The 24,421-nt window shown below is 62.9% G+C and carries 28 protein-coding genes; 12 read left to right on the top strand and 16 right to left on the bottom strand.

Annotated features, from left to right (window positions below; genetic code table 11):
• Window positions 1-541: 541 nt before the first annotated feature.
• Entirely contained in the window at window positions 542-808 is a 267-nt protein-coding gene (locus JQ629_RS00225; RefSeq protein WP_212410330.1) for a hypothetical protein, read from the top strand.
• 45 nt (window positions 809-853) lie between these two features.
• Here the strand turns inward: JQ629_RS00225 and JQ629_RS00220 are convergent, their stop codons facing one another.
• Window positions 854-1,711 (bottom strand): PCC domain-containing protein, encoded by an 858-nt coding sequence (locus JQ629_RS00220; protein ID WP_212410623.1) that lies wholly within the window; start codon window positions 1,709-1,711, stop codon window positions 854-856.
• A gap of 35 nt (window positions 1,712-1,746) precedes the next feature.
• Window positions 1,747-3,387 carry an acyl-CoA synthetase gene (locus JQ629_RS00215; RefSeq protein WP_212410329.1) on the bottom strand — a complete coding sequence of 547 codons (1,641 nt, stop codon included), beginning with the start codon at window positions 3,385-3,387 and terminating at the stop codon, window positions 1,747-1,749.
• A gap of 211 nt (window positions 3,388-3,598) precedes the next feature.
• Here JQ629_RS00215 and JQ629_RS37430 point away from each other — a divergent pair, with 211 nt between their 5' ends.
• Window positions 3,599-3,727, top strand: a complete 129-nt coding sequence (locus tag JQ629_RS37430; protein WP_283813479.1) for a hypothetical protein — start codon at window positions 3,599-3,601, stop codon at window positions 3,725-3,727.
• Between the two features lie 123 nt (window positions 3,728-3,850).
• On the opposite strand, the gene JQ629_RS00210 is transcribed toward JQ629_RS37430, so the two are convergent.
• Window positions 3,851-4,255 (bottom strand): SPW repeat protein, encoded by a 405-nt coding sequence (locus tag JQ629_RS00210; RefSeq protein WP_211996725.1) that lies wholly within the window; start codon window positions 4,253-4,255, stop codon window positions 3,851-3,853.
• 144 nt (window positions 4,256-4,399) lie between these two features.
• Complete coding sequence (locus JQ629_RS00205; protein WP_212410327.1) at window positions 4,400-5,344, bottom strand: tetratricopeptide repeat protein; 945 nt, start codon at window positions 5,342-5,344, stop codon at window positions 4,400-4,402.
• A 98-nt stretch (window positions 5,345-5,442) separates the two neighbouring features.
• Between JQ629_RS00205 and JQ629_RS00200 the strand changes: the two genes are divergently transcribed.
• Window positions 5,443-5,712, top strand: coding sequence for a GNAT family N-acetyltransferase (locus JQ629_RS00200; RefSeq protein ID WP_212410326.1), 270 nt, complete (start codon window positions 5,443-5,445; stop codon window positions 5,710-5,712).
• 130 nt (window positions 5,713-5,842) lie between these two features.
• On the opposite strand, the gene JQ629_RS00195 is transcribed toward JQ629_RS00200, so the two are convergent.
• Window positions 5,843-6,631, bottom strand: a complete 789-nt coding sequence (locus JQ629_RS00195; RefSeq protein ID WP_212296527.1) for a fumarylacetoacetate hydrolase family protein — start codon at window positions 6,629-6,631, stop codon at window positions 5,843-5,845.
• A 170-nt stretch (window positions 6,632-6,801) separates the two neighbouring features.
• Between JQ629_RS00195 and JQ629_RS00190 the strand changes: the two genes are divergently transcribed.
• A complete protein-coding gene (locus JQ629_RS00190; protein ID WP_212410325.1) occupies window positions 6,802-6,966 on the top strand; it encodes a DUF1127 domain-containing protein in 165 nt (54 codons plus the stop codon).
• 81 nt (window positions 6,967-7,047) lie between these two features.
• Here JQ629_RS00190 and JQ629_RS00185 read toward each other — a convergent pair whose 3' ends face one another.
• Window positions 7,048-7,422, bottom strand: coding sequence for a DUF3597 domain-containing protein (locus tag JQ629_RS00185; protein ID WP_192739852.1), 375 nt, complete (start codon window positions 7,420-7,422; stop codon window positions 7,048-7,050).
• Between the two features lie 292 nt (window positions 7,423-7,714).
• On the opposite strand from JQ629_RS00185, the gene JQ629_RS00180 reads away from it, so the two are divergent.
• Window positions 7,715-8,659 (top strand): DUF2189 domain-containing protein, encoded by a 945-nt coding sequence (locus tag JQ629_RS00180; protein ID WP_212410324.1) that lies wholly within the window; start codon window positions 7,715-7,717, stop codon window positions 8,657-8,659.
• A 277-nt stretch (window positions 8,660-8,936) separates the two neighbouring features.
• Window positions 8,937-9,752 carry a lytic murein transglycosylase gene (locus JQ629_RS00175; protein WP_212410323.1) on the top strand — a complete coding sequence of 272 codons (816 nt, stop codon included), beginning with the start codon at window positions 8,937-8,939 and terminating at the stop codon, window positions 9,750-9,752.
• 58 nt (window positions 9,753-9,810) lie between these two features.
• Here JQ629_RS00175 and JQ629_RS00170 read toward each other — a convergent pair whose 3' ends face one another.
• Window positions 9,811-10,074: a hypothetical protein gene (locus tag JQ629_RS00170; protein WP_212410322.1), complete on the bottom strand. Its 264-nt coding sequence runs from the start codon at window positions 10,072-10,074 to the stop codon at window positions 9,811-9,813.
• An 828-nt stretch (window positions 10,075-10,902) separates the two neighbouring features.
• Here JQ629_RS00170 and JQ629_RS00165 point away from each other — a divergent pair.
• From JQ629_RS00165 to JQ629_RS00155, 3 genes are all read left to right on the top strand, one after another.
• Entirely contained in the window at window positions 10,903-11,055 is a 153-nt protein-coding gene (locus JQ629_RS00165) for a DUF1127 domain-containing protein (protein ID WP_016846063.1), read from the top strand.
• Window positions 11,056-11,190: 135 nt separating this feature from the next.
• Window positions 11,191-12,624: a methylenetetrahydrofolate--tRNA-(uracil(54)-C(5))-methyltransferase (FADH(2)-oxidizing) TrmFO gene (trmFO, locus tag JQ629_RS00160; RefSeq protein WP_212410321.1), complete on the top strand. Its 1,434-nt coding sequence runs from the start codon at window positions 11,191-11,193 to the stop codon at window positions 12,622-12,624.
• Window positions 12,625-12,628: 4 nt separating this feature from the next.
• Window positions 12,629-13,753, top strand: a complete 1,125-nt coding sequence (locus tag JQ629_RS00155) for an AMP-binding enzyme (RefSeq protein WP_212410319.1) — start codon at window positions 12,629-12,631, stop codon at window positions 13,751-13,753.
• On the opposite strand, the gene JQ629_RS00150 is transcribed toward JQ629_RS00155, so the two are convergent.
• The 5 genes from JQ629_RS00150 to yajC all read right to left on the bottom strand — a co-directional run bounded on the left by JQ629_RS00150 (window position 13,750) and on the right by yajC (window position 18,185).
• Window positions 13,750-14,613, bottom strand: coding sequence for a phytoene/squalene synthase family protein (locus tag JQ629_RS00150; RefSeq protein WP_212410317.1), 864 nt, complete (start codon window positions 14,611-14,613; stop codon window positions 13,750-13,752). The genes JQ629_RS00155 and JQ629_RS00150 overlap by 4 nt on opposite strands.
• Complete coding sequence (locus JQ629_RS00145) at window positions 14,610-15,005, bottom strand: Mth938-like domain-containing protein (protein WP_212410315.1); 396 nt, start codon at window positions 15,003-15,005, stop codon at window positions 14,610-14,612. Before JQ629_RS00145 ends, JQ629_RS00150 begins: the two co-directional genes overlap by 4 nt.
• 45 nt (window positions 15,006-15,050) lie before the next feature.
• Window positions 15,051-16,052 carry a protein translocase subunit SecF gene (gene secF, locus JQ629_RS00140; RefSeq protein ID WP_212410313.1) on the bottom strand — a complete coding sequence of 334 codons (1,002 nt, stop codon included), beginning with the start codon at window positions 16,050-16,052 and terminating at the stop codon, window positions 15,051-15,053.
• Between the two features lie 122 nt (window positions 16,053-16,174).
• Entirely contained in the window at window positions 16,175-17,779 is a 1,605-nt protein-coding gene (secD, locus tag JQ629_RS00135; RefSeq protein WP_212410311.1) for a protein translocase subunit SecD, read from the bottom strand.
• Between the two features lie 40 nt (window positions 17,780-17,819).
• Window positions 17,820-18,185, bottom strand: coding sequence for a preprotein translocase subunit YajC (gene yajC, locus JQ629_RS00130; RefSeq protein ID WP_211996710.1), 366 nt, complete (start codon window positions 18,183-18,185; stop codon window positions 17,820-17,822).
• 179 nt (window positions 18,186-18,364) lie between these two features.
• On the opposite strand from yajC, the gene JQ629_RS00125 reads away from it, so the two are divergent.
• The gene (locus JQ629_RS00125; protein WP_212410309.1) at window positions 18,365-19,336 is read left to right on the top strand and encodes an ATP-binding protein; all 972 of its coding nucleotides are present in this window, start codon (window positions 18,365-18,367) and stop codon (window positions 19,334-19,336) included.
• A gap of 180 nt (window positions 19,337-19,516) precedes the next feature.
• Here the strand turns inward: JQ629_RS00125 and JQ629_RS00120 are convergent, their stop codons facing one another.
• Both JQ629_RS00120 and JQ629_RS00115 read right to left on the bottom strand, forming a co-directional pair.
• Window positions 19,517-20,899 (bottom strand): peptidoglycan DD-metalloendopeptidase family protein, encoded by a 1,383-nt coding sequence (locus tag JQ629_RS00120; RefSeq protein WP_212410307.1) that lies wholly within the window; start codon window positions 20,897-20,899, stop codon window positions 19,517-19,519.
• Between the two features lie 110 nt (window positions 20,900-21,009).
• Complete coding sequence (locus JQ629_RS00115; RefSeq protein WP_502752104.1) at window positions 21,010-21,654, bottom strand: protein-L-isoaspartate(D-aspartate) O-methyltransferase; 645 nt, start codon at window positions 21,652-21,654, stop codon at window positions 21,010-21,012.
• A gap of 258 nt (window positions 21,655-21,912) precedes the next feature.
• Between JQ629_RS00115 and JQ629_RS00110 the strand changes: the two genes are divergently transcribed.
• The gene (locus JQ629_RS00110) at window positions 21,913-22,290 is read left to right on the top strand and encodes a response regulator (protein WP_212269939.1); all 378 of its coding nucleotides are present in this window, start codon (window positions 21,913-21,915) and stop codon (window positions 22,288-22,290) included.
• 272 nt (window positions 22,291-22,562) lie between these two features.
• Window positions 22,563-22,868, top strand: coding sequence for a GIY-YIG nuclease family protein (locus tag JQ629_RS00105; protein WP_212410305.1), 306 nt, complete (start codon window positions 22,563-22,565; stop codon window positions 22,866-22,868).
• Window positions 22,869-23,020: 152 nt separating this feature from the next.
• Here the strand turns inward: JQ629_RS00105 and surE are convergent, their stop codons facing one another.
• Both surE and JQ629_RS00095 read right to left on the bottom strand, forming a co-directional pair.
• Window positions 23,021-23,788 (bottom strand): 5'/3'-nucleotidase SurE, encoded by a 768-nt coding sequence (gene surE / locus JQ629_RS00100; protein ID WP_212269938.1) that lies wholly within the window; start codon window positions 23,786-23,788, stop codon window positions 23,021-23,023.
• 91 nt (window positions 23,789-23,879) lie between these two features.
• A complete protein-coding gene (locus tag JQ629_RS00095; protein WP_212410303.1) occupies window positions 23,880-24,410 on the bottom strand; it encodes a hypothetical protein in 531 nt (176 codons plus the stop codon).
• Window positions 24,411-24,421: the final 11 nt, after the last annotated feature.

Raw genomic sequence — 24,421 nt, 5'->3', positions numbered from 1 at the left:
CTTAGCACAATCGCACATGAGACCGCGGGTGCAGCGCGCATCCGGCATTTCCTGCGCCCTCTGAATTCTGGGGGCGGAAGAAATTTCTTGCAAACCTCGGGCGCATCGCGCCGCGGGAACGCGAAACTATATCCGCGTCGTCCCGGCGAAGGCCGGGACCCATAACCACAGGAAGAAGTTTTGCGAATGGTCTCTCCTACTGAGCTTCACCGAGAGATCACGCGGTATGGGTCCCGGCCTTCGCCGGGACGACAGCAACAAATACTTGTGTCGTCGCTGTTCGAAATCTGAGTCAGAAACATGCGCAAGAGATGCAAACCACATCTTCATCTGCATCTCTCAACCAACAAAACCGTTCCGCACAAACCCACCACAACCGCCCCCGTCCGTGATCCAACTCACACATGATGCCGATTGCTCCGTGAACCCATGGAACTTTTCCCGCCACCAACCTCTCGCAAACAGGACGCCAGCACTTCAGCGAGCGGCCGTTGTGAAAACGCCCACGCGACGATCGCGCCGGGCCAACAGAGGAAGTGTCATGAAGAAGTTCGTACTCATCGCGGCCGCTGCCGCCGCGCTCGCCGTGTCCGCAACCTCCCCGGCCAGTGCCCTCACCATCACCAAGCCCGGCGTTGTCGGCGGTGGCCACCACCATCACCACCACGGCCACGGCTGGTGGGGCGGCGGATTGTCGATCGGCCTGATCGGCGACACCGGCTACGCCAGCGATTGCTACTACGCGCGCCGCACCGCGTTCGTCCCCGGCATCGGCTACGTCGCCAAACGCCAGCTGGTCTGCTACTAACGTTGGTTCAGGTGGGGAGCTGGAGCTTCCAGCTTCCCACGCTGATCAGAGCACTTCGAGCACCAGCTCCATCGTCATCAACACCGGATTGTCGCCGCGCATCAGCCGGCCTTCGGCGATGCCGCCGAGATAATCCACCAGCGCGATATCGAGCGCGGCCTCCAGCGTACCGTCGGCGGTTGACGTGATGGTGCCGGAACGGATCGCTAGCTCGGTCGCGAACGGCACGACGCATCGGCCATCGGTGAACTGCGCGCCGATCGTGCTGCCGACCCCGCCATGAATCCGGGCGTGAAAGATCCCGTGCTGCCGGCAGAATGCTTCCAGCGCACATGCGAAATCCTGGTTCGGCCGCAAGCGCAGCGCAAAGGCCCGGCTCGTGGCGTTGGCATCGGTCGCCTCGCGCGGCACCGGCCCGAACAATTTGAAATTGGTCTCGCTATCCACCTCGGCGGTAAAGACAGCGCCATCGATCCCGAACGCTTCCACCGCGAACGGCTCGGCGACGATACTCTCCTCGGGCAGGATATGACCGCCATGCAGGTCGCCATCGGTCTCGGTCCACAGGCCGTGGCAGTGGAAAAACGGCGCGCCGTCGCGCTCGCCGAGCGTCATCGCCGCGAACTTGAGCTGCGTGACGCCTTCGGGCCGGAAGGTGTCGCTGTAGAACGCGGCATTGGCGCCGGTCTTCGACAGCGCGGGCATCACATAGGCAAACGGCCCGAGCGCCCCGCCCCGCATGCTCAGCACGCCACCGGCAAATCCGGCCTCGGCAAAGCCGCGGCGCGCGGCTTCCAGCAGCGGCAGGCCGGCTTGAACCGTGAACGAGAAAGCGCGGCCGCGCGCCTCGGCCCACTGGATGCGTTCAGGGTTCGGAGGACCGGGCTGGACGATGCTTCGCATCGCCTCGGGCGCCGGCCGATTTGCCTTCGCCGCTGTCATCGTGGCGCGTCTTGATTGGTGAGGTCGAGCAGCCCGCGCGCCTCGAGTTCGTCGCGCACCAGCCGCTTCGGAATCTTGCCGTAGCCGGACTTCGGCAGCGCCTCCCAGAAGAAAAAGCGCTTCGGCATTTTGTAGCGCGGCACCTTGGGCGACAGGAACGCAGCGAGCTCGGCCTCGCTCACCGCAGCCGCCCCCTCGCGCGGGACGCAGACGGCAACGCCCACCTCGCCCCAGAACGGGTCGGGCACCCCAAGCACGGCGACCTCGCCGATCCCGGGATGGGTCAAAATCTTCTCCTCGACTTCGCGCGGATAGATGTTGGACCCGCCCGAGATGTACATGTCGGAGGCGCGGCCGGTGATGTAGACAAACCCTTCCTCGTCCATATGGCCAAGATCGCCGGTGCGGAACCAGCCGTCGCGAAACGCCTTCGCGTTGGCATCGGGGTTGTCGTAATAGCCGGCGAACACGGCGGGGCCGATCACGCAGATCTCACCGGTCTCGAACGGTTTGAGTTCTCGCCCGTCGTCGCCCTGGATCGAGACCTGCATGCCGGTGCGCTCGAAGCCGCAGGTGCCGATCCGCGCATGTGGTGAGTCCTCGGGGTCGTGCAGATTGGCCGGCATAACCGTGATGTTGCCGGTGACTTCGCCGAGCCCGAAATACTGCACCAAGACCTTGCCGAGCTTGTTCAGCGCGGCCTTCTGGTCCTCGCGGTACATCGGCGCGCCGGCATAGATGATGAATCGGAGCGAGGAATGATCATAGCGGTCGACCGCGGGATGCTCGACCATCATTTTCAAGATGGTCGGCACCGTAAAAATGTTGCTGACGCGATGCGCCTCGATCAGCCGAAACGCCTCGTTGATGTCGAATTTTTCCGACGGCAGCAGGATGGTCGGCACCCCGCGTGCGGCCTGTACCAATTGGTGCACGCCGGCGCCATGCGACAGCGGCGCCACCACCAGCGAGGCGTCCTGTTCGGTGGTGCCGGGCATCAGGTCGGCGAGATGGTTGGTGACGACGAAGGCCATCTGGCCATGGGTCAGCACCGCGGCCTTGGACCGACCCGTCGTGCCCGAGGTGAAGAAGAACCAGCAGGAGTCGTTATAGTCGACCGCGGTATTGGCGACCTCGGCGTCGCCATGCGCCGCGATCGCGGCGCTGACGGATTGCTCGCCAAAGGCGCCCTCGCCGATCCGCCAGATGAATTCCAGCGCGGGGTTGGCGACCGCGGCGGCATGCTCCGGGAAATCGCCGTGGCACAAAAACCCCTTGGCGCCGGAGGCGGTGGCGAGATAGGCCACTTCGTCCGGCATCAGGCGGAAATTGGTCGGCACCCAGACCACGCCGAGCCGGAACGCCGCAAACATCGACCAGAACATCTCGTCGCAATTTTTGGAATGCACCAGCAGCCGGTCGCCCTTCACGAGGCCACGCGCCGCCAGCGCTGCTGCCAGCGCCGAGACGCCGCGGTCGATCTCGCGCCAGGTCCAGGTCCGGTCGCCGTAGATAAAGCCGGCGCGATCGCCATGGCGGCGGGCGTTCTGGGTCACCAGATGCGCCAGGTTCATCACCCGGTTCGACATCCGCACGAGGCCGCCGCGCGGCGCGGCTGTGGTTGCGATTCCCGTCATGTCGGCACCGCCGCACTGCACAAGCCAAGCAAAGTCATCATCGTTACGCTTCTCAACACTGATTTGAACGCCCGGCCGGACGTTAGCAGAAAGCCCGGCCTCTGCCAGCGCGTCCGGCCGTCCCGGTGCTGGTTCAGGCTGCGTGCTTATAGACGCGGCTCAAGGGCTGGCTCATGGTGCCCTCAGCCAAAAACGCCGCTGGGAGATCATGATGGCCAATGAAAAAGGCCCGAACATCAAAAAGAAGCAGAAATGCAAGAATTGCGAGGGCAAAGGCCTGGTGAAGAAGGGCGACAACGTCGTGAAATGCCAGCGCTGCAAGGGGACCGGCGTGCGCTGACCACCCGATTTCCCACGCCGAAACAGGACCACCCGGCGGGTCCGGGCGATCCTGTCGTCATCGTTACCGAGCTGCCACGCAGGCCTGCCGATGAGGACGCCGGCAGGCCCGATCGCAAGCAACCTACTGCGGATGGTTGGCAAGTTCCTGATCGGTCAGGCGCCAATCCTGCCACAGCTGAAGCGCGCCGAGCAGAGCCACGACTGCGCCGAGTATCGCGTGCCAAGCCGGGAGAAACGCGTCGCCGGAATAGCCGAAAATCCACGGTGAAGCGATCAGCCAGAGCCCGAGGACGATCTCGGCCACCTCCTCCCAGCGCTGCAAAGCGACATATTCCAGCTGGGCGAGGCCGAATACCAGCATGCCAACCACGAACGTGTTGAGGATCATGGTGCTGCGATCGGCGGTCATGACCTCGTTGGCCGGCTGCAGTGGAAACCAGGGTGACACCACGATCAGCACGCCAAGCAGCATGCCGAACCAGTCTTCCCACGATCGATGCTTACTGAAGAAACGAAAGTCCGACATGTAAACCTCCCATTGAAAAGAGGCATACGTCAGCGGCCGGCCACACCTGACATTTCCGATCTCGAACCACATCCGGCCGCATCGGGGCGTATGTCTTGCAAAGGACGTAGGTACACCCTAACCGGTTGCAAGACCACGAACCATCTATTGGACTGCGCCAAGTTGCTGCAGGCCATCGCGGGCGGTGCGCAGGCTGGGATCGATCTCCAGGGCTTTGCGGAAATCCACGACCGCGCCGGCCTTGTCGCCCAGCCGCATCTTGGCCTGGCCGCGGTTGTTCCAGGAATAGGCGTCGGCCGGATCGTATTGCAACGCCTTGTCGTAATCGGCAATGCCGCGCTTGGTATCGCCCTGGTACAGCCGGATCATGCCGCGGTTGCGCCAGCCCCGCGCATCGGTCGGTGCGATTTTCGCCGCCGCGCCGTAATCGGCGGCGGCACGCTCCAGTTGCTCGGTATCGCGGTAGACATTGCCGCGGTTGATATAGGCCAGCACGTCCGGCTTCAGCTTGATCTGCATGCTGTAGTCGGCGATCGCACGGGCCGTGTCGCGCTTGCGATGATGGAGATAGCCGCGATTGCCGTAGGCGATGGCGAGCGACGGGTTGTGTTTGATGGCGGCGTCGAAGTCGGTCAGCGCGCGATCGAGGTCGCCTTTGCCGAACCAGGCGTCGCCGCGGTTGTTGTAGGCCAAGGCGAAGGTCGGATCGATGCGCAGCGCCGCGTCATAGTCGGCCATGGCGTGATCGAGATCGCGCTTGAAGGCATAGACCCGTCCGCGATTGGAATAGGCGCAGGCATAGTCCGGATCGAGCTTGATCGCCTCATTGAGATCGGCCATGGCGGCGTCGAGCTCACGCTTCTCGGTAAGGCCGTGGCCGCGGTTGCAATAGGCGCCGGCGAGCCTATTGCCGGTCTCGGTCTTGCCATCGATCACGACGCTGCAGGCCGTCACCCTCTCATTCGGCGCGGTCGTCGTGCCGGTGCAGGCCTGCCAGTTCCGGTCGCTTTCGGCGGATGCGGCAGGCGGTTGCGCGAACGTCAGGGATGCGCCGAGCAGCGAAACGGTCAGGCAGGTCAAAATTCGCATGTTGTCACCCCGGCAAGCGATTTTCCCGTTGGTCGCTCGTTTGCATCACGGGGTTCACATGCCTAGATGAATGAGGTGAACCGCATGGGAACCCCTCGATGGCCATCCGCGACAACAAAGCCCAAAACCGCTTCGAACTCGACGTCGAGGGGGCGGTAGCGTTTGCGAATTATCGGCTGACCCCGTCGGCTGTTATCATCACCCATACCGAGACGCCGAGGGCGCTGCGCGGCCGCGGCATTGCCTCCGAACTGGTCAAGGGTGCGCTGGAATTGATCCGCGCCGACGGCCACAAGGTGATCGCCGGCTGCGGTTTTGTTGTCGACTATCTGCACAAGAATCCGCAGTTCGCCGATTTGACGGGATAATCCCTTGTCGTCCCGGCGAAGGCCGGGACCCAACCACCGGCCGTCCTTATCGCGAAAGGTGTCAACCACAACCTATCAAAATCGAGAAGCTGCGGCGTATCGGTCCCGGCCTTCGCCGGGACGACAACATCTAAACAATCTTGATCGACATATCCGGCAGCCCTTCCAGCTTGCACAGCAGCACATCACCCTTCACGACCGGACCGACATTTTCCGGCGTGCCGGAATAGATGATGTCGCCAGCCTTCAGCTCGAAGGCATCCGACAATTTGGCGATCTGCTCGGCGACACTCCAGATCATGTTCTGCAGGTTGGAGTTCTGCTTGACGGTGCCGTTCAGCGCCAGCGAGATCGCGCCCTTGGTGAAATGGCCAGTCTTGGCGGCGGGGTGGATCGGGCCGAGCACCGCAGAACGGTCAAAGCTCTTGCCGATCTCCCAGGGCTTCTTCTCGTCGCCCAACGCGCGCTGCAGATCGCGCCGCGTCATGTCGAGGCCGAGCGCATAGCCATAGACGTGATCGAGCGCCTTCTCCGCCGGGATGTTGGTGCCGCCCGACTTGAGCGCTGCCACCAGTTCGACCTCGTAGTGATAGTTCTTGGTCAGTGAGGGATAGGGATGATCGGCGACACTGCCGATCGCGACGTTCTGGATTGCATCCGTCGGCTTCTGGAAAAAGAACGGCGGTTCGCGGGTCGGGTCGGACCCCATTTCGCGCGCATGCGCGGCGTAGTTGCGCCCGATGCAGTAGATGCGGCGGACCTGGTACACGTCGGTCTCGCCGACGATCGGAATGGTCGTCGCAGGTACCGGAAACATCGACTTCGGGCCGGCCTGCGCAGCCGCCGGAGCGCTTGCCGCTGCCCCCGCCAGCGCCAACGCTCCCGTGGTTAAAATTGTCCTGCGGTCAAGGCTGTTCATGATGGTCTCCCTTGGTACACGTTTCTCGTTCAGGCCGTCTCTACAGCCTTTTCGGACAAATTGCATGGCACCTGCGCTTTGCTGCATTGCAGTGAACCGCGTCGCCGCAGCTTGCGACCAACGGCCATCAGCACCGCAAAGGTGCCTCAAATACCGAACAGGAACAGACCATGTTGATCTCTCTCATTGCCGCCATCCGGCGGTACGCCCAGTATCGCTCCGATATCGCAAGCATCAGCAAGCTGGATGAACGTATGCTCCGCGACATCGGCATCAGCCGCGCCGACCTTGCTAACTCCGCCCCGCGCTACACCGGGCGCCGGCCGTATCCCTGAACGATCGTTCTCGTGCGCATCCCAAAACAAACAAGGCCCGCGTCACCGCGGGCCTTGTGCCTGTTGATCAGAACGAAAGCGTCAGTGAATTTCCGGCGGCAGCTTGCCGCCATTTGCGGCTAACTTGGTCATCACCTGCTTGTGCAGCCAGATGTTCATGCTCGCCGAATCATTGCTGTCGCCGGTATAGCCGAGTTCCTTGGCGAGTTCCTTGCGCGCCGTGAAGCTCGAATCGATGTCGAGCGCCTTCATCAGATCGACGATCGAGGTGCGCCACGCCAGCTTCTCGCCCTTGTCAGCCACGGCCTTGTCCAGGATCGGAGCAACATCGATCGTTGCCGCCGGTGCTGCGGATCCGCCGGCGGCAGCTCCGCCTGCAGCCGCTCCGCCGGAAGCTGGCGCCGCGTCTGCCTTCGTACCGAAAATCGCGCCCATGATTTTTCCGAAAATGCTCATCGTTGGCTCCCAGTGGAATTGAATAGGTATGTCGCTAGCGGCACTGTTTGACCGGCAGCACCAGGCCGGGCTCGCCTTGTAGTTTAGCCAGCGAATTGTGGCTTGCCAATGAAACATTCACCGAAGCGTGAGTGCTATTGTCCCGGTTTGGGGGTACGCTGCTGGCTCAGTTCGCGGCATGGCCAGTTATTCTTCCCTGTCTTCGCGTCTGGCCTGATCGTGATCATGTTTGGAAACGGCACGTTTGCGCCCTCCAGCGAGCGCAAAATGCGGCCGCCAAAGGGAGACGGCCATGGCGACTCCAATTCAAGGCACCTCATATCAAGGCACCTCATATCAAGGCAATGTCACATCTCTGACGCAGAGCGGAGAGGAGACCGCGAACGCGCCAGTGATCCGAACCATCGGCCTTTCCGATTTGCACCAGGCTTTGCAGCTCGGCTGGGAGGATTTCAAGGCCGTTCCAAGTCACGCCATTATCCTGTGCGTGATCTATCCCGTGCTCGGATTGGTGCTGGCGCGCACGGTGCTCGGTTACTCGGTGTTGCCGCTGTTGTTTCCGCTGGCCGCAGGCTTCGCCCTGCTCGGCCCCTTCGCTGCACTAGGCCTGTATGAGATGAGCCGCCGTCGTGAGACTGGCGCACAGGCGTCCGCGTGGGATGCGATCGAGGTGCTGCGCTCGCCCTCGTTCGGCGCCATGCTCGGGCTCGGCGTCCTCCTGCTGGCGTTGTTTGTGACCTGGGTTGCCACCGCGCAGGCGATCTACATCGCGGCGTTCGGCTATGAAGGCGCGACCGGCATGGGAGATTTCGCGACGCGGGTGCTGACGACGCCGCAAGGCTGGTGGCTGATCATGGTCGGCTGTGGCGTCGGCTTCCTGTTCGCCCTCGTTGCGCTCTGCATCAGCGTCGTATCGTTCCCGTTGATGCTCGATCGTCACGCCGGCGCCGGCGACGCGATGGTGACGTCCCTGCGCGCGGTCGCACGAAATCCCGTGCCGATGGCGGTCTGGGGTTTGATCGTGGCGGTGCTGCTGGTTGCAGGAACGCTGCCGTTCTTCCTTGGCCTTGCCGTCGTCATTCCACTGCTTGGCCACGCCACCTGGCATCTCTACCGGGAAACCATTGAACCGGAACTCAATCCTCAGCCGCTTCCGCCCCGCGCGCCGCGCGAGCGCAAGCCCGCGGCGGACTTCCCGGCCAATCTGTTTCCCTGGCGGCGCAAGGAAGGCGCATAGGCCTTGCAGCGGGTAGCGAGATCTCAAACCGCCGGTCGGTTGTCGACCGGCGGTTTGGCGTCCATTCATGCAAGCATCGCGCAAGACCAACCTAGGCCGCCCCACGGCCTCGGCCTTCGGGTTCAGAATTGCCTATGAATTGAGCGGCTGTGCCGATGACACGTTTGTGTCAGCGCCGGCGAAATCGCGGCCTTGTTTTGGCCGCTGTTGCTCCGAACATTCGGTGTGGTTTCGAGACTAATGTCGATCATGAATCGACTTTGGAGCGAACGACACTATGACCTCTCGCGTTTCTGTTCGGACTTTGGCGCTGGCTGCACTCCTCCTGACTTCGGCAAGCCCATCGATTGCAGCACCCTGTGGCACCGGCACGTTTGAGGGCTGGCTCGAAGACTTCAAGAAGGAAGCCGCGGCGAAAGGAATTTCGCAGTCGGCCATTCAAGCCGGACTGACCGGCGTGGCGCTCGACAAGGCCGTCATTACGCGTGACCATTCGCAGAAGGTATTCAGCCAGAGTTTTGAGGAATTCTCCGGCCGCATGGTCCCGCCCCGGCTCGCGCGCGGTGCCAACATGCTCAAGCAATATGGGTCGGTGCTCGGGCGCATCGAACAGGCCTATGGCGTGCCCGGCGAAGTGCTGGTGGCAATCTGGGGTCTGGAAACCGATTACGGCGTCAACATCGGAAAATTCCCGACGCTGCGCTCGCTGGCGACGCTGGCCTATGACTGCCGTCGCACCGATTTGTTCAAGGCCGAGTTGATGGACGCGCTTCGCATCGTCGAGCGCGGCGATATCGCACCACAGGATATGCGCGGCGCCTGGGCCGGTGAGATCGGGCAGACCCAGTTCATGCCGTCGTCCTACATCAAATATGCGGTCGATTTCGACGGCAATGGCCGCCGCGACTTGCTGCGCAGTGCGCCTGATGTGCTGGCCTCGACCGCGAACTACCTTGCAAGCTATGGCTGGCAGCGCGGCAAGGATTGGGAGCCCGGCAGCGCGAATTTCGCCGTGATCCAGCAGTGGAATAAGAGCGAGGTCTATTCCAAGACCATCGGCTATTTCGCGACGCAGCTTGCACGTGCGCCCTGAAGGGGTCGGGAAATCGGAGGGCCAGGCACCAAGGCAACAGGCCCTCCGCCGGATACGTCTACTTCGCCGTACCTATGTGGATCGCCTTGCTCAGATGCGCGCCGCAGACGCCCATCTTGCCGCTCAGCATAGCGTCCTGAGCCAGGGCGATTTCCTTCTGCGCGACAATCTTGCCCTCGCCGTCCGCCATCGCTTCGATGGCGGTCTCGGTCTTTTCGAGGTTGGGACCGCTGCAGCCGGCGTTCACCTTGGCGGCGTTTGCGGGAGCGATGGCGTAGGCAATGGCAGCCATTGCGGCTGCTGCGATTAATTTATTGAGCATGTTGTTTTCCGTTTTCTGTTTTTGACAGCACCAGCGTCATTGCCGGAATCTGCGCGACGATTGTTCGCTGGTCGCAGAGAATTGAGGAATAAACTTCGCGCGAGGTGCTGAGCGCAGCATGCAAGGCGCTTATGCGAAACGACGCGTTTTCATTACGGCTGCGTAATTCATTACAGCCGCGTAACGACGCGGCGCAGCATGCGCGTTGATCGATTCAGTGCAGCAGTGAGCGTTCGTTCTCGCCACGGTGCGTGCAACGCCGGTGACGATGACCAACGCATCTTGGCTTGGTGTCGCATTCACATCGCGATCGGTTGTTCGCACCGTCTTTGTCCAGCGCCAGGAGAACTGTCGTCACCCGCGATCTGCGCAAGTTCGCCAGCCGAAGCACCGGCAACCCTGCCTTGGGCCATCCCGTACGCGTGGTGCGGTTCGCAGGCAATATAGTGACTTATAATTCATTTCTATGCTGCGGAGTGCATGCGAATCACGCATGCAGAAATTCGTTTCGCAGAGAGACGGGTTCGACGAGTTTCAAGTCCGTTTGCGGCGATTTCAGACCACGGAACCAAGCAGTGATGGTTGTGTCGTGATTGCGTCAACGCCGCGATTTTACAGGATAATTCGCATCAATTGACTGGCCAGACGCCCCTTCAGCACTTGATAAGGCAGCCCTGCCGAAGGTTAATCGGACCTTATCTTAGCCATGCGCTTTTGGAGTAGCTGCACCGCAACATCGGAACTTCTGCACTGCAAAATACCAGCTATATTCATTTCAACGATAAGGCTTCCCTCCAAGAGCTGAATCGTAATTTCAAGGAGACTACCATGTTACTCTCGCTCATCCGCATGATCCAGGCTTTCCGGGACTATCAGCGCAATGTCAGCGAACTGTCCCAGCTTAGCGATCGCGAACTGGCCGATATTGGCCTTGATCGTTCGGACATTCCGCGCGTTGCAGCCGGGACCTACAACGGCTGATCCTTTGTCAGCCGCCTGACGAACGGATAACGCCCGCCTCGCTGCGGGCGTTGTCGTATCTGAGTCTGGATTCCTGTTTTGAAAACGCCATTGCCGCAGGTGCACTTGGCGAGAAAACGCGCTAACCCTGCGCGCATGACCGCAGCCAAGAATCCAACTAACACCGTCCATGTGATCGGCGGTGGCCTCGCCGGCTCGGAAGCCGCATGGCAGATCGCCAATGCTGGCATCCCCGTGGTCCTGCACGAGATGCGCCCGGTGCGAATGACCGAGGCCCACCAGACCGAAGGGCTTGCCGAGCTCGTCTGCTCCAATTCATTCCGCTCCGACGATGCCGCCAACAATGCGGTGGGCCTGCTGCACGCCGAAATGCGGCGGCTGGGCTCGCTGATCATGCGTTCGGCGGACGCCAACCAGGTGCCCGCCGGCGGCGCGCTGGCGGTTGATCGCGACGGATTTTCGGCCGCGGTCACCCGTGCCCTGCACGATCATCCCCTGATCGAGATCGACCGCACGGAAATCGCCGGCCTGCCGCCCGCCGACTGGGGCAATGTGATCGTCGCGACCGGCCCCCTCACCTCGGCGCCGCTGGCGGACGCGATACGCGAGCTCACCGACGAGAACGCGCTGGCGTTTTTCGACGCCATCGCGCCGATCGTGCACAAGGAATCCATCGACATGTCGGTGGCCTGGTTCCAGTCGCGCTACGACAAGGTCGGGCCCGGCGGCACCGGCGCCGATTACATCAACTGCCCGATGACCAAGGAGCAGTACGACGCGTTCGTCGCTGATCTGTTGGCCGGCGAGAAGGTCGACTTCAAGGACTGGGAGACCAACACCCCCTATTTCGACGGCTGCCTGCCGGTCGAAGTAATGGCTGAACGCGGCCACGAGACGCTGCGCCACGGGCCGATGAAGCCGGTCGGCCTCACCAATCCGCATAACCCAACGGTGAAGGCCTACGCCATCGTGCAGCTGCGCCAGGACAACAAGCTCGGCACGCTCTACAACATCGTCGGCTTCCAGACCAAGCTGAAGCACGGCGCGCAGCAGCGCGTTTTCCGCACAATTCCCGGGCTCGAGGGGGCCGAGTTCGCCCGCCTCGGCGGCCTGCATCGCAACACCTTCCTGAACTCGCCAAAACTTCTGGACGGCCAGTTGCGGCTGCGCGCGCAGCCGCGGCTGCGATTCGCCGGCCAGATGACCGGCTGCGAAGGCTATGTGGAATCCGCCAGCATCGGCTTGATCGCCGGGCTCTATGCCGCGGCCGATGCGCGCGCGCAGTCGCTGGCGCCCCCGCCGGCAACGACAGCGCTGGGATCCTTGCTCGGCCACATCACCGGCGGTCACATCGAGACGGTCGACGCAGGTCCGCGCTCGTTCCAGCCGATGAACATCAATTTCGGCCTATTCCCGCCGCTTGCCAGTCCGCCGACCAAGAAGCCGGACGGCACACGGCTGCGCGGCAACGAGAAGACGGTCGCCAAGAAGCAGGCGATGAGCGCGCGGGCGCTGGCCGATCTCGACCGCTGGATCGCCGATCACCTGCGCGTCGCGGCGGCGGCGTAAGATCATGGCTTTGCCAAAGGATGACGCCGCGATTCTGTCGGCGCGATGGACCGAAGGCGTGCTGCTAAAGCGCGACGTGTTCTCGACCGTCGAGCGCGGGCGCTTCAAAAGCGACGCCGGCGAGGTTGATGCGGTGTTGCGCCGGCTCGATCAGGTGCCGGCATGGTCTTATCTCCTCGCCCGCCATTTGTTCGCCCGCGAGCGCCGCGCACTGGCGCTGGCGCGGGACCTTCATGTCGGTCCAAAACTGCTGTGGGCCGGCCGGCAGGCGCTGGTGCGCGGCTTCATCGATGGCGTCGCGCTGCAAATGGCAAAGCCCCATGGCGATGTCGGCTATTTCCGCTCGGCCAAGCTAGCGCTCCGAAAGCTGCATCGCGCCGGCATCTGCCACAACGATCTCGCCAAGGAGCAGAACTGGCTGCGCGGCAGCGACGGGCAGGCCTATCTCACCGACTTCCAGCTCGCCGCCTGCTTCAAGAGCCGCAGCCGGCTGTTTCGCATCGCGGCCTACGAGGATCTGCGGCACCTCTTGAAACACAAGCGCAGCTACGCGCCGGCAGCGCTGACTCCGATGGAGCGCAAGATCCTGGCACGCAAATCCGTCGTCGCCAGCGTCTGGCTGATGACCGGCAAGAAGGTCTATCAGGCTATCACCCGCGGCCTGTTCAATTTCACCGATCGGGAGGGCGGCGGCCGTCGCCTGGTCAATGACGCGCCCGTGCTGATCGAGATGATCCGGAAGAACCCCGACGTGCGCGACACGGCTATCGTCGCCTTTGCTGACCGCCGCACCGGCGTCGGGCTCTATGCGTTCGTCGAGGCCGATCAGGTCTCGCTCGAAAAGCAGTTGCGCAGCGAGCTTTCGTCCGCCAAGGGCGTCAAAGCACCGGAGCATATCCAGGTCGTTCACGCGTTGCCGCGCGATGCCGCCGGCAAGCCGCGCACCGAAATCCTGCAGCTCGTCGCGATGAACCAGCTCGACCTGATCGAGCCGATGATGAAGAACGACGCCGACCGGGCTTTCCTGAAGGACATCCTGGAGAGCCGCAAGAATTTGCGGGACCGGTTCAATTTTGAAGCGGCCGATATGGACTCGCCATCGGGCGCATCTACGCGAGCAAACTCCTAACCGCCGAACTCCGGCGTCCGCGACGCGCGCCACAGCGTCCAGAGCGTCCGCAATCGCGAAGTGGTCTTAGGCACGAACGGATCGGAATCGGCCCGCGACATCCGCTTCAGGTCGCGGCGGACCAGCGCCAACGGCAGGAATACCGGCCTCACCTCCGGCGGCACGCCGGCGAGCAGTTCGAAGGCGGTTTCCAGATGCTCCCGCGCCTCGCCGATCAGCTGGTCGATCGCCGCACGCGCCTGCGGCGTCTGCTTGCCAGTAAACACCTCTTCCACGCCGCTGCCGTGTTGCTGCAGCAATTGCAGCGGCAGGAACAGCTGGCGCCGCGCCGCATCCCACGGCAACCTCTCGATCACCTGCACCAGGCCCTGGGCGAAACCGGCGTGGCGCGCGAGGTGATCGACCGCTTCCGAAGGCCGCGCCGCGATACGCCCGGCCAGCGAAAACAGCGCCGACGAGGTGTCGTTGATGTAGCCTTCGAGTGCCGCCATCGACGGCATCGGGTCGTTGTAGAGATCGAACTGGTGTTCGTCGATCAGGCGGGACAGCGGGTCGACCGGCAGGCGGTAGTCGCGGATCACCTGCAGCAGTTCGGCCGCGACCGGGTTGCCTTCGATGCCGCCATGGCCCGCGCCGGCCAGCATGTCGGTCCACCATTGCAGGCGCATCTCGCCGGGCAGCGGCTGGCTGACCTGCTCGCGCACCCGTGAAATCTCGACGTTGAAGGCGTAGATCGCGAGCAGCGCGCGGCGCTGGGCCGCCGGCATGAACAGCGTCGATGCGTAGCGGACGAAATCATGGGTGCGCACCAGATCGGCGCAGAAGCCGGCGGAATCCTTTGTGGCCTCGCTTGCGCTCATGGCACCGCGATCAGCGCCGCGGCGACGCGCCGGCGCTCACCCATCATGATGTTGTAGGTGCGAATCGCCGGTCCGGTCTGCATCGGGTCCAGCACCACCCTCACCGCGCGCAGCGCCTCGCGCAAATGTTTGGGCGGAATCCAGACGTCGGTGCCGGTGCCGACAACCAGGGTATCGATCGCATTGGCTGACTTGAAGACGCGCGCCAGCGAGTATTCGTCGATTTCATCAGGCTTCGTGACGTCCCACGCCCAGATCCCGTCCGGCAGGCACAACAGCGAGCCACGATGCGACATGTCGGCGAACGCAAAACCGCCCTTGCCGTAGGCCTCGATCGGCGCCGACCTCGGAAAATGCGGAGCGTCCGAGGAGCCAGTGTTTTGAGTGGGCATGATCTTGTCCGAAAACCGGCTTCCACTTTTCGGGATCATGCCCGCTTACTTCTTTTTGGGCCTATCCGGCGCGTCGCGGTGCTCGCCGACGCCGAGATAGATCAGGATCGGCGCCGCGATGAAGATCGAGGTGTAAGTGCCGACCAGCACGACGCCGAACATCATGACCGCCGTGAAGCTGTGGATCGCGTGCCCACCGAACAGCAGCAGCGCCAGCAACGCCAGCGTCACCGTGACGTGGGTGATGATCGAGCGAGACAGCGTCGAATTGATGGATTCGTTGAGCAGTTGCGGCATCGGCATTTTCTTGTAACGCCGCAGCATTTCCCGGATCCGGTCATAGATCACGACCGTGTCGTTCAGGGAGTAGCCGAGAATCGTCAGGAGCGCCGCGATACTGGTGAGGTCGAAATCGACTTGTGAGATCGACATGAAGCCGATCGTCAGCACGATGTCGTGGACGTTGGCGATCATGGCGCCGAGCGCGAACTGCCATTCGAACCGGAACCAGAGATAAATCAGGATCGCGACGATCGCCAGCATCAGGCCGAGCATGCCGTAAGCCAGCAATTCGCCGGACACGCGGGGTCCGACAACTTCGACGCGGCGATACTCGACACTGTCGCCGAGGGCGGTGCGGATTTTCGTCACCGCCGCCTGCTGTGCCTGGTCGCCGCCGGGCTGCTCGGCAACCCGGATCAGGACGTCGGCCGGACCACCAAACTGCTGCAGCTGGACCTCACCGAGGCCGAGACCACCCAGCGTCGCGCGCATCCCGGCGATGTCGGCCGGGCCCGATTTGGACTGCACCTCCAGCAGCGTACCGCCCCTGAAGTCGATGCCGAAATTCAGGCCGTGGGTAAAGAACAGCACGATCGCGACGATCGACAGCGCAGCCGAGATCGGAAACGAGATGCGGCGAAAGCGCGTGAAATCGAAATGCGTGTCGTCCGGGACGATGCGCAGCGGCGGCAGCAGATCGAATATGGCGACCACGGTCAGCACGGCAATCAGAATGCCCAGCCCGATAAGGACGTATTGTGTCAAAGCTGGCTCCGCATTGTCAGCGCGAACGTGATCCAGCGTAGCTGGATCATGTTCGTTGCTCTATTTCTGTTTAGAAGCATGATCTGTTCCGAAAACCGGTGTCCACTTTTCGGGATCATGCTTCAGATTGGCACGGTCTTCGGCCGCTTCCATCGAACCCAGCCGGCGACGATCAGGCTGGTCAGGGTAAATGCGGTGAACACGGTGGTGATGATGCCGATGCCGAGCGTCACGGCAAAACCGCGAACCGGCCCGGTGCCGATGTAGAACAGCACGGTGGCGGCGATGAAGGTCGTGATGTTGGAGTCCAGGATCGTCGACAGCGCGCGGCGGAAGCCGGCATCGATCGCCGAGATCGCGGTGCGCCCTGCGCGCAATTCCTCGCGGATGCGCTCATAGATCAACACGTTGGAGTCGACGGCGATACCGACGGTCAGCACGATACCGGCAATGCCCGGCAAGGTCAGCGTGGCGTTCAGCAGCGACAGGATGCCGAAGATCATGGCGACGTTGATGGCCACCGCGATGTTGGCGAACACGCCGAACAGCCGGTAGGTCACCAGCATGAAAACGATAACCAGGATCGAGCCGACATAGGCCGCAAGCTCGCCCTTCTCGATCGAGTCCTGGCCGAGGCCCGGACCGACGGTACGCTCTTCGACGACCGTCAGCGGCGCCGGCAGCGCGCCGGCCCGCAGCAGGATCGCCAGATCGTTGGCAGCCTGCACCGTAAAGTTGCCGGAGATCTGTCCGGAGCCGCCAGTAATCGGTTCCTGGATGACCGGCGCCGAGATCACCTTGCCGTCCAGCACGATTGCGAACGGTTCCTTGACGTGCTCGGTCGTTGCCACCGCGAACTTCCGCGATCCGGAGCTGTTGAACTTGAATGAAACGATCGGCTGATTGGTACGCTGGTCGAAGCCCGGCTGGGCGTCGATCAGGTCACCGCCCGAGACCAGCACCTGCTTCTTGATCACATAGGGCTGCGGATATTGCGGGTCGGCGCTAGGCAGCAACTCCGAGTCCGGCGGCACGCTCCCCCGTTGCGCCTGGTCCGGCGGCACCGTGAGGTCGACCATCCGGAATTCCATCTTGGCGGTCTCGCCGAGCAGCTTCTTTAGGCGTGTCGGATCTTGCAGACCCGGCACCTGCACCAGGATGCGGTCGGTGCCCTGGCGCTGGATGATCGGCTCGACGGTACCGACCTCGTCGACGCGCTTTTGGACGATCTGGATCGACTGCTCGATGGTCTTGCGCATCCGTTCGATCATCGCGGGCTGCGGGATGGTCATGCGAATCAACCCGCCGCCGGCATCGGCCACTTCGAGGTCACGCCCGCCGCTGGAGCCCAGAAGCCCGCCGATCGGCTGCGCCATGTCCCGCAGCTTGGTCAGCGCCGTCGCCTGATCAGTGTCCTTGCTGATGCGCACTTCGACGGCATCATTGCGTACCGCAAGGCCGGTATAGACGATCTTGGCATCGCGAAGCACGCGCCGTACCTCGTCACGCACCTGCTCGAGCTTTTCCTTCTTGACGTAATTGGAGTCGACTTCCAGCAGCAGAGACGAGCCGCCCTGCAAATCGAGGCCAAGCACGATGTGGCGCTGCGCCCAGGCCGGCCAGGTCTTCACCTGGGCCGCCGGGAAGAAGTTCGGAACGGCGCACAGGCACACCACCAGCGCGGTCAGAATGATCGCCAGCGCCTTCCACCGCGAGAAATACAACATCGAGTCGACCTGTCAGATCAGGAGTATGCCAGAGCGCAAATCAGCTCGCGGACGTCTCGTCCTTGGCGGTTTCGGCCTTTTCCTTGGCCGGCTCGCCCTTGGCACGAACGCCTGAAATCATCTGCCGCATCTGGCGCACGCGGACGCCGTCGGAGATCTCGAACTCGATCTGGTCGTCGTCGACGACCTTGGTCACCTTGCCGACCAGGCCGCCGGAGGTCACGACGGTATCGCCGCGGCGGATGTTCTTCACCAGCTCGGCATGGTCTTTGATCTTCTTCTGCTGCGGGCGCAGAATCAGGAAGTACATGATGACGAAGATCAGTGCGAACGGCAGCAGCGACATCAACATGCTGTTGGCATCGCCACCGGCTGCAGCCTGGGCGTACGCAGGGGTAATCAGCATTCGAACAATCCTCGTGAGATACGGAAACGACCGGCGACGCAAGCGTCTGGCCGGTCCGGGCAAATTCGCGCGGACTATAGCGGCGGCCGTCCCAATTGCAACGCTGCCAGCCCCCTCATTTAGGGCGCTTGCGGGAGCTTCCAAGGCCCGTTATGGCTGCGCCGTCAGGAACAGGGAAAATGTCGAAAAAGCCCAAGAAAACAGCGGCTCGCGCCACCTCCAAAGCAGGCCGGCGGAAGCCCGCAAAAACCGCGACAAAACGTCCGGCAACCCCCTCGAAAGACGTCACCGCCGAGCGCATCGCTGACGCGCTGGAGGCCATCGCGAGCCACCTTTCCGCGGCCTCCCCGGCGGCCTCCGGCCCTGAGTCGTTCGGGGCTGCGGACGCCTTCGTCTGGCACCCGGACGGGCGGCTGGCGCCGGTGCCGCGCGTCAGCCGGGTCGACCTCGGGCTGCTCAAGGGGATCGACCGGATGCGCGACATCCTGATCGAGAATACCGAGCGGTTCGCCGACGGCCTGCCCGCCAACAATGCGCTGCTGTGGGGCGCGCGCGGCATGGGCAAGTCGTCGCTGGTCAAGGCCGCGCATGCCGACATCAACCTCAAGCGCAAGGCGGCCGACAAACTCAAGCTGATCGAGATCCATCGCGAGGATATCGAGAGCCTGCCGGGTCTGATGGACCGGGTGCGCAGCTCTTCGTTCCGTTTCATCGTGTTCTGCGACGACCTCTCCTTCGACGGTAACGACGCCTCCTACAAATCGCTCAAAGCGGTGCTGGAAGGCGGCATCGAGGGACGCCCGGACAACGTCATCCTCTACGCCACCTCGAACCGGCGGCATCTTTTGGCGCGCGAGATGATCGAGAACGAACGTTCGACCGCGATCAATCCCGGCGAAGCGGTCGAGGAAAAGGTTTCGCTGTCGGACCGCTTCGGTCTGTGGCTCGGCTTCCATCGCTGCAGCCAGGACGAATATTTGGCGATGGTCCGCGGCTATTGCGGCCATTACGGCATCAAGCTTGCCGATGAGGAACTGGAGCGCGAAGCGCTGGAATGGTCGACGACGCGCGGCTCGCGCTCGGGACGCGTCGCCTGGCAGTTCACACAGGAGCTGGCGGGACGGCTGGGTGTGCGGCTGACGGGGAAGTAATCGCCGGCCCGCCACGGTTGACTGTCGTCCTCGCGAATGCGGGGGACCCAGTACGCCGCGGCATCTCTATTCAATTGCCGACGTCTCTGGAATACTGGATCGCCCGCTCCAGTGCGCAATTGCGCACAAGGCGGGCGACGACAGCTCGGTTTGTGGAAGCTTGGTGAGGCGTCTAGCGCCTCACGCCCCGTTCAGGAATTGAAGCGGGTCAACCGGTGAAGATCCTTTGCGGATCTCGAAGTGGAGTTGCGGCGACCCCACCTCACCCGACTGGCCCGACTTGGCAATGATCTGGCCGCGCTTGATCGTGTCGCCGCGCTTCACCATCAGCTCACTCGCATGGGCATATGCGGTGACGTAACCGTTGGAGTGCCGAACCAGAATGAGATTGCCGTAACCCTTCAATTCATTGCCCGAGTAGGCGACGACGCCGTCTTCGGCAGCCTTCACCGGGGTGCCTTCCGGCACCGCCAGATTGATGCCGTCATTGGCCTTGCCGTTGGTCTTGGCGCCGTAGGTCGTGATGACCTTGCCGCGTACCGGCCAGCGGAAGGTCGGCAGCGCGCCGGTGGCTTCGCTGGACTTGACCGCCGGCGCTTCGGCCACCGGTTTTTCCTCGACATTGACGGTCGACTGCGCCAGGCGCGCGCTTTGCGGCTGTGCGGCGGGTGTCAACGGCTTGGCGGCAGGCGCTGCGACCGCTGCGACCTGCTGCACCGGTGCAACCGGCTGCGCCGCAGGTGCGGCGGCGGTCTTGGCGCCGGGCACGCTCAGCTTCATGCCGAGGCTGAGCTTGGCCGATGTGTCGAGGTTGTTGGCCTTGGCGAGATCCGCCACCGGAAGGTTGTTGCGGCGTGCAATGCTCATCAACGTGTCGCCGCGATTGACGACGTGTACGCTCGACGGCCCTGCCACGGCCGCGACCGGCTTGCTGACCGGCGGCGCTACCGCCGGCGCGGGCGCGGCGGCGACGGCCTGGCGCGGGATGATCAGTTGCTGGCCGGGCGACAGCGCGCGCGGACCCTTGTAACCATTGGCCTGCAGGATCGCGGCCGGCGAAACATTGTAGCGCTTGGCCAGGATATCGAGCGTGTCACTGGTGCCGACGATGATCGTGGTGCCGCCATGCGCGGGCGCAGCGGCAACCGAGCGCGGCGCAACGGTGGCGGTGGTCTCAAGCTTGGGTTGGCCCGGCGGAGTATAGGACGAAAGCCCGCGGCCTCCTCCCGACACGCCGTTGCCTGCGGCCTGATAGGATCGCGGCGCCGTGACCACCGGCGGCGGTGGCGGCAAGGCCGACGACTGGTATTGCGACTGATACTGCGGAGCCTGGGCTTGCGGCCGCGCATATTGCGGCAGTTCGCGACGCTCGACCTGGGGCGCCGGCGCCTGCGGCACCGTACCGGTCGCGTCCGGCTGATAGTTGAACGGGTTTGATAAAGTGTTTTGGGACAAGCGCGTCTGCATATCGGCGCTGCAGCCGGCAAAGCCAACCGACATCAGCGTCAGCACCGCAATCTGCGGCATGCGACGCGAGCGAAGTAACTCGGCGACACGGGACATGGTTACTCACTTGTACGCAACAAAATACTCTTTTGAGTAAACACGTCCCGAGTAAATAACCGCTTAACCCTTCAAATAAGATGTTGGCGGGAACCGCCAATCCCGTGCTTCTACAGTTCGCGGGCAATTCCCGGCAGTGCCGGCACGAAGCGCACGTCGACCAGCGCCTTGCGATCGAAGCCGGCCTCGGTCCTGGTGACGCGCACCAGCGTCTGGACGCCCTGATGCGGCCCCACCGGCGCGAGCAGGATGCCGCCCGGCTCCAGCCGCGCCAGCAGCTGTTCGGGAATTTGCTCCATCGCCGCGGTCACGATGATGCGGTCGAAATCCCCGGCACCTCGCGGGATATCGAAACCGTCGCCAAGCAGGACCTCGATATTGTCGTAGCCCAGCTTTTCCAGCCGGGCGCGCGCGCTGTCGGCCAGCGTCCGGTACCGCTCCATGGTCAGGACATGCTTGCAAAGCCGGGACAGGACCGCGGCCTGGTAACCGGAGCCGGTGCCGATCTCGAGCACCTTGTGCTGCTTCTGCAGCTGCAATTGCTCGGTCATGTAGGCGACCACGAAGGGCTGGCTGATGGTTTGCCCGCAGGCGATGCCGAGCGCGCTGTCACGGTAGGCATGGCCGCGATCGGCAGTGGTCACGAACATCTCGCGCGGGACCTCTTCCATGGTGCGCAGGATGGTCTGGTCGCTGATCCCGCGCCGCCGCAGGGTCAGCTGGAACATCATCTTTTCGGGCGGTTCTTGCGACATTAGCGACTCAAGGGTCACGGCTTGGCCATTCATCTAGTGCTTCGGCAGAGATTGGATGCAATAGCCACCAGAGCTTTAAGGAAGAATTTCCTCAAAAATGGGTTCCGATCGCGGAACCAGGGTCCGGAAGCAGCGTTAGAGCCCGGAAAATCGGGGCTCTTGACGGGTGGGCCGCAGGCCTTGGCCTATCCCATCTTGTCGTTGCGCCGATTGATGTTATTTGCGAACCTTGAGCTCGGGAAGGGCAAGGATTCCATCATGATGGCGACGCGGCCGCAGGGCTGTTCAGTGTTTCTCGTCGAAGACGAGGTCATGATCCGGATGATGGTGGCCGACATGCTCGAAGAGCTCGGCTACAGCGTCGCCGCCGAGGCCGGCGAAATCGGCGAAGCCGTCAAGCTCGCCCAATCGACCGACTTCGATCTCGCCATCCTCGACGTCAACGTCAACGGCAAGGTGATCACGCCGGTGGCCGAACTGATCAAGGCGCGCAACCGGCCCTTCATTTTCGCGACCGGCTACGGCTCGTCGGGCCTGCCCGAGGAATACCGCGATCGCCCGGCGCTACAAAAACCGTTTCAACTGGAAACGCTGGCGCAAATGATCAACAGCGCGCTGAAGAGCGCTGCGGCTTAAGCGCTTCTAAGATCAATTGAGAGCTGACCAATCGACGTCATCCCCGCGTGAGCGCAATTGCGCTTATCGCTTGAGGTGGGCGCCCTTGCGCGCCTCGAAGGACGAGAAGCGCCCGTGGCCCATCCTTCGAGGCTCGCTGCGCTCGCACCTCAGGATGACGTGTGCCGATTCGATTCGAAATCGTCCCCCCAGTCTTTCTAACCAAGTTGACAGGTGACTAATCGACGTCATCCTGAGGTGCGAGCACTTGCGAGCCTCGAAGGACGACGGCGATGGGTGTGTATGTGTATATGCTTCGTTGTGCCGACGGGTCCTATTATGTGGGGAGCGCAACCGGAGACGATCTCGGTCCTCGTGTTGATCAGCACAACGCAGGGGCACATCCGGGCTACACTTTCACAAGGCGGCCGGTGGTGCTGGTTTGGTCCGAGTATTTCGACCGGATCACTGATGGGATCGCAGCCGAACGTCAGATCAAGGGCTGGAGCCGCGCCAAGAAAGAGGCATTGCTGAAGTCCGATTGGGACAAGGTCAGCGAACTGTCTCGTCGTCGCGCTGGGCGGCCAAAATCGAGCTAGCTTGTGTTGAGCTATGTAGGCCAACTGCACCCGATCGCGTCATCCTGAGGTGCGCGCCCTTGCGCGCCTCGAAGGATGAGAAGCGCCCGTGGCCCATCCTTCGAGGCTCGCTGCGCTCGCGCCTCAGGATGACGTCCGAGTCTGTGGCTGCCCTACTTCAGCGTCGTCGTCAGCGCTTCCGAAAATGCTTCATCGGTGCGGTCGAGCCGCAGCGGCGTCACTGAGACGTAGCGCGCGGCCAATGCGGCGAGATCGGTGCCTTCGGCCGGCGTGTCCAGCACCGCGGCGCGTTCGAAGCCGATCCAGAAATAGGGGTTGCCGCGACCGTCGTGACGCTCGTCGACTTTCAGGAAACCGAGATTGCGCTTGCCCTGCCGCGTGACGCGGATGCCCTTGACCTGGTCGGGGGTGCAGGCCGGAAAGTTGACGTTGATCACGGTGTTCTTGGGCACGCCGGCGTCGATCACCTTGCGCACGATATCCGGTCCGAATTTCACCGCCGTGTCCCACAGCGGCGCGTGGCGCGTGTCGATGGAAAATTCTTGGCTCAGCGCAAATGACGGAATACCCAGAATGGTGCCTTCCAGCGCGCCCGCAATGGTGCCGGAATAGACCACGTCCTCGGCGACGTTGCGGCCCTTGTTGACGCCGGACAGCACGAGATCAGGCAGCTTCTCGCCGAGGATGTGGCGCGCGCCCATGATCACGCAATCGGTCGGCGTGCCGCGCACTGCAAAGTGTCGGGGGCCAACTTCGCGCAGCCGCAGCGGATCGTTCAGCGACAGCGAATGCGAGACGCCGGATTGATCGAGTTCGGGCGCCACGATCCAGACGTCGTCCGACAGCGCGCGGGCGATCTCCTCGACGACCTTCAGACCGGGAGCGTGAATGCCGTCGTCATTGGTGCAGAGAATGCGCATCCGTCAAAATGCCTTCTGGTTCGAGTCGAGGCCGGTTTCCGGGCGCCGTATTATCCGGCTATCGCCGCCGAGGCAAACCGGCAAAATACCGTCACTCTTTCATTCGGACCCGCCAGGGACGAATGAACTTGCCATGACCCAGAAACTGCATCTGAAATTTTCCCAGCGCCGATTTTGCCGGCTCGATCATTTCAGCCTCTTGCGGCAGCGGTTCTGCAGGCGCCGTGATTTGCGCAGGCGCCGGCGCTTTTCTAACCGGCTTGATCGATGTGATAACCGGAGCCGCTACGATGGGCGGAGCCGAAGCAACTGATGTCAACGGTGGAACGGGCTGAGCCTCCGGAACTGCCGCCAATGCGGCCGGCTGCGCTGGGGTGGCCGCCGCCGGCGGCGACGTCAGGCTGCCCGGAGGAAACCGCTTTCGCGCCACCTCGAGCCCCTTGTCGAAATCCGCGACGTTGAGCCATTCCTTGGCGCGCGTGGTTTCGATCAGCGCCTCGTCCCACAATTGCGGGACCTCAATATCAAAGAAGCCCTTCAGCTTCTGGTCGATCAACTGCATCCCGAGGCCGGTGACAGCCCATTGCCGGCCGATCCAATGGATGTCGCGATGCAGCGCCATTTTCGACTTTG

The sequence above is a fragment of the Bradyrhizobium sp. AUGA SZCCT0222 genome (assembly GCF_018130205.1).
GTDB lineage: Bacteria > Pseudomonadota > Alphaproteobacteria > Rhizobiales > Xanthobacteraceae > Bradyrhizobium.
This window is presented reverse-complemented; position numbering and strand designations above follow the sequence as displayed.

Coding starts and splice junctions, on each gene's coding strand:
- JQ629_RS00105 (WP_212410305.1), top strand. CDS start 22,563: ATGGGTGTGTATGTGTATATGCTTCGTTGTGCCGACGGGTCCTATTAT.
- yajC (WP_211996710.1), bottom strand. CDS start 18,185: ATGCTGATTACCCCTGCGTACGCCCAGGCTGCAGCCGGTGGCGATGCC.
- JQ629_RS00170 (WP_212410322.1), bottom strand. CDS start 10,074: ATGCTCAATAAATTAATCGCAGCAGCCGCAATGGCTGCCATTGCCTAC.
- JQ629_RS00180 (WP_212410324.1), top strand. CDS start 7,715: ATGGCGACTCCAATTCAAGGCACCTCATATCAAGGCACCTCATATCAA.
- JQ629_RS00215 (WP_212410329.1), bottom strand. CDS start 3,387: ATGACGGGAATCGCAACCACAGCCGCGCCGCGCGGCGGCCTCGTGCGG.
- JQ629_RS00195 (WP_212296527.1), bottom strand. CDS start 6,631: ATGAACAGCCTTGACCGCAGGACAATTTTAACCACGGGAGCGTTGGCG.
- JQ629_RS00110 (WP_212269939.1), top strand. CDS start 21,913: ATGATGGCGACGCGGCCGCAGGGCTGTTCAGTGTTTCTCGTCGAAGAC.
- secD (WP_212410311.1), bottom strand. CDS start 17,779: ATGTTGTATTTCTCGCGGTGGAAGGCGCTGGCGATCATTCTGACCGCG.
- JQ629_RS00185 (WP_192739852.1), bottom strand. CDS start 7,422: ATGAGCATTTTCGGAAAAATCATGGGCGCGATTTTCGGTACGAAGGCA.
- trmFO (WP_212410321.1), top strand. CDS start 11,191: ATGACCGCAGCCAAGAATCCAACTAACACCGTCCATGTGATCGGCGGT.
- surE (WP_212269938.1), bottom strand. CDS start 23,788: ATGCGCATTCTCTGCACCAATGACGACGGCATTCACGCTCCCGGTCTG.
- JQ629_RS00150 (WP_212410317.1), bottom strand. CDS start 14,613: ATGAGCGCAAGCGAGGCCACAAAGGATTCCGCCGGCTTCTGCGCCGAT.
- JQ629_RS00210 (WP_211996725.1), bottom strand. CDS start 4,255: ATGTCGGACTTTCGTTTCTTCAGTAAGCATCGATCGTGGGAAGACTGG.
- JQ629_RS00220 (WP_212410623.1), bottom strand. CDS start 1,711: ATGCGAAGCATCGTCCAGCCCGGTCCTCCGAACCCTGAACGCATCCAG.
- JQ629_RS00095 (WP_212410303.1), bottom strand. CDS start 24,410: ATGGCGCTGCATCGCGACATCCATTGGATCGGCCGGCAATGGGCTGTC.
- JQ629_RS00115 (WP_502752104.1), bottom strand. CDS start 21,654: ATGTCGCAAGAACCGCCCGAAAAGATGATGTTCCAGCTGACCCTGCGG.
- JQ629_RS00200 (WP_212410326.1), top strand. CDS start 5,443: ATGGCCATCCGCGACAACAAAGCCCAAAACCGCTTCGAACTCGACGTC.
- JQ629_RS00165 (WP_016846063.1), top strand. CDS start 10,903: ATGTTACTCTCGCTCATCCGCATGATCCAGGCTTTCCGGGACTATCAG.
- JQ629_RS00145 (WP_212410315.1), bottom strand. CDS start 15,005: ATGCCCACTCAAAACACTGGCTCCTCGGACGCTCCGCATTTTCCGAGG.
- JQ629_RS00155 (WP_212410319.1), top strand. CDS start 12,629: ATGGCTTTGCCAAAGGATGACGCCGCGATTCTGTCGGCGCGATGGACC.
- JQ629_RS00205 (WP_212410327.1), bottom strand. CDS start 5,344: ATGCGAATTTTGACCTGCCTGACCGTTTCGCTGCTCGGCGCATCCCTG.
- JQ629_RS00175 (WP_212410323.1), top strand. CDS start 8,937: ATGACCTCTCGCGTTTCTGTTCGGACTTTGGCGCTGGCTGCACTCCTC.
- JQ629_RS00125 (WP_212410309.1), top strand. CDS start 18,365: ATGTCGAAAAAGCCCAAGAAAACAGCGGCTCGCGCCACCTCCAAAGCA.
- JQ629_RS00120 (WP_212410307.1), bottom strand. CDS start 20,899: ATGTCCCGTGTCGCCGAGTTACTTCGCTCGCGTCGCATGCCGCAGATT.
- JQ629_RS00225 (WP_212410330.1), top strand. CDS start 542: ATGAAGAAGTTCGTACTCATCGCGGCCGCTGCCGCCGCGCTCGCCGTG.
- JQ629_RS00190 (WP_212410325.1), top strand. CDS start 6,802: ATGTTGATCTCTCTCATTGCCGCCATCCGGCGGTACGCCCAGTATCGC.
- JQ629_RS37430 (WP_283813479.1), top strand. CDS start 3,599: ATGGCCAATGAAAAAGGCCCGAACATCAAAAAGAAGCAGAAATGCAAG.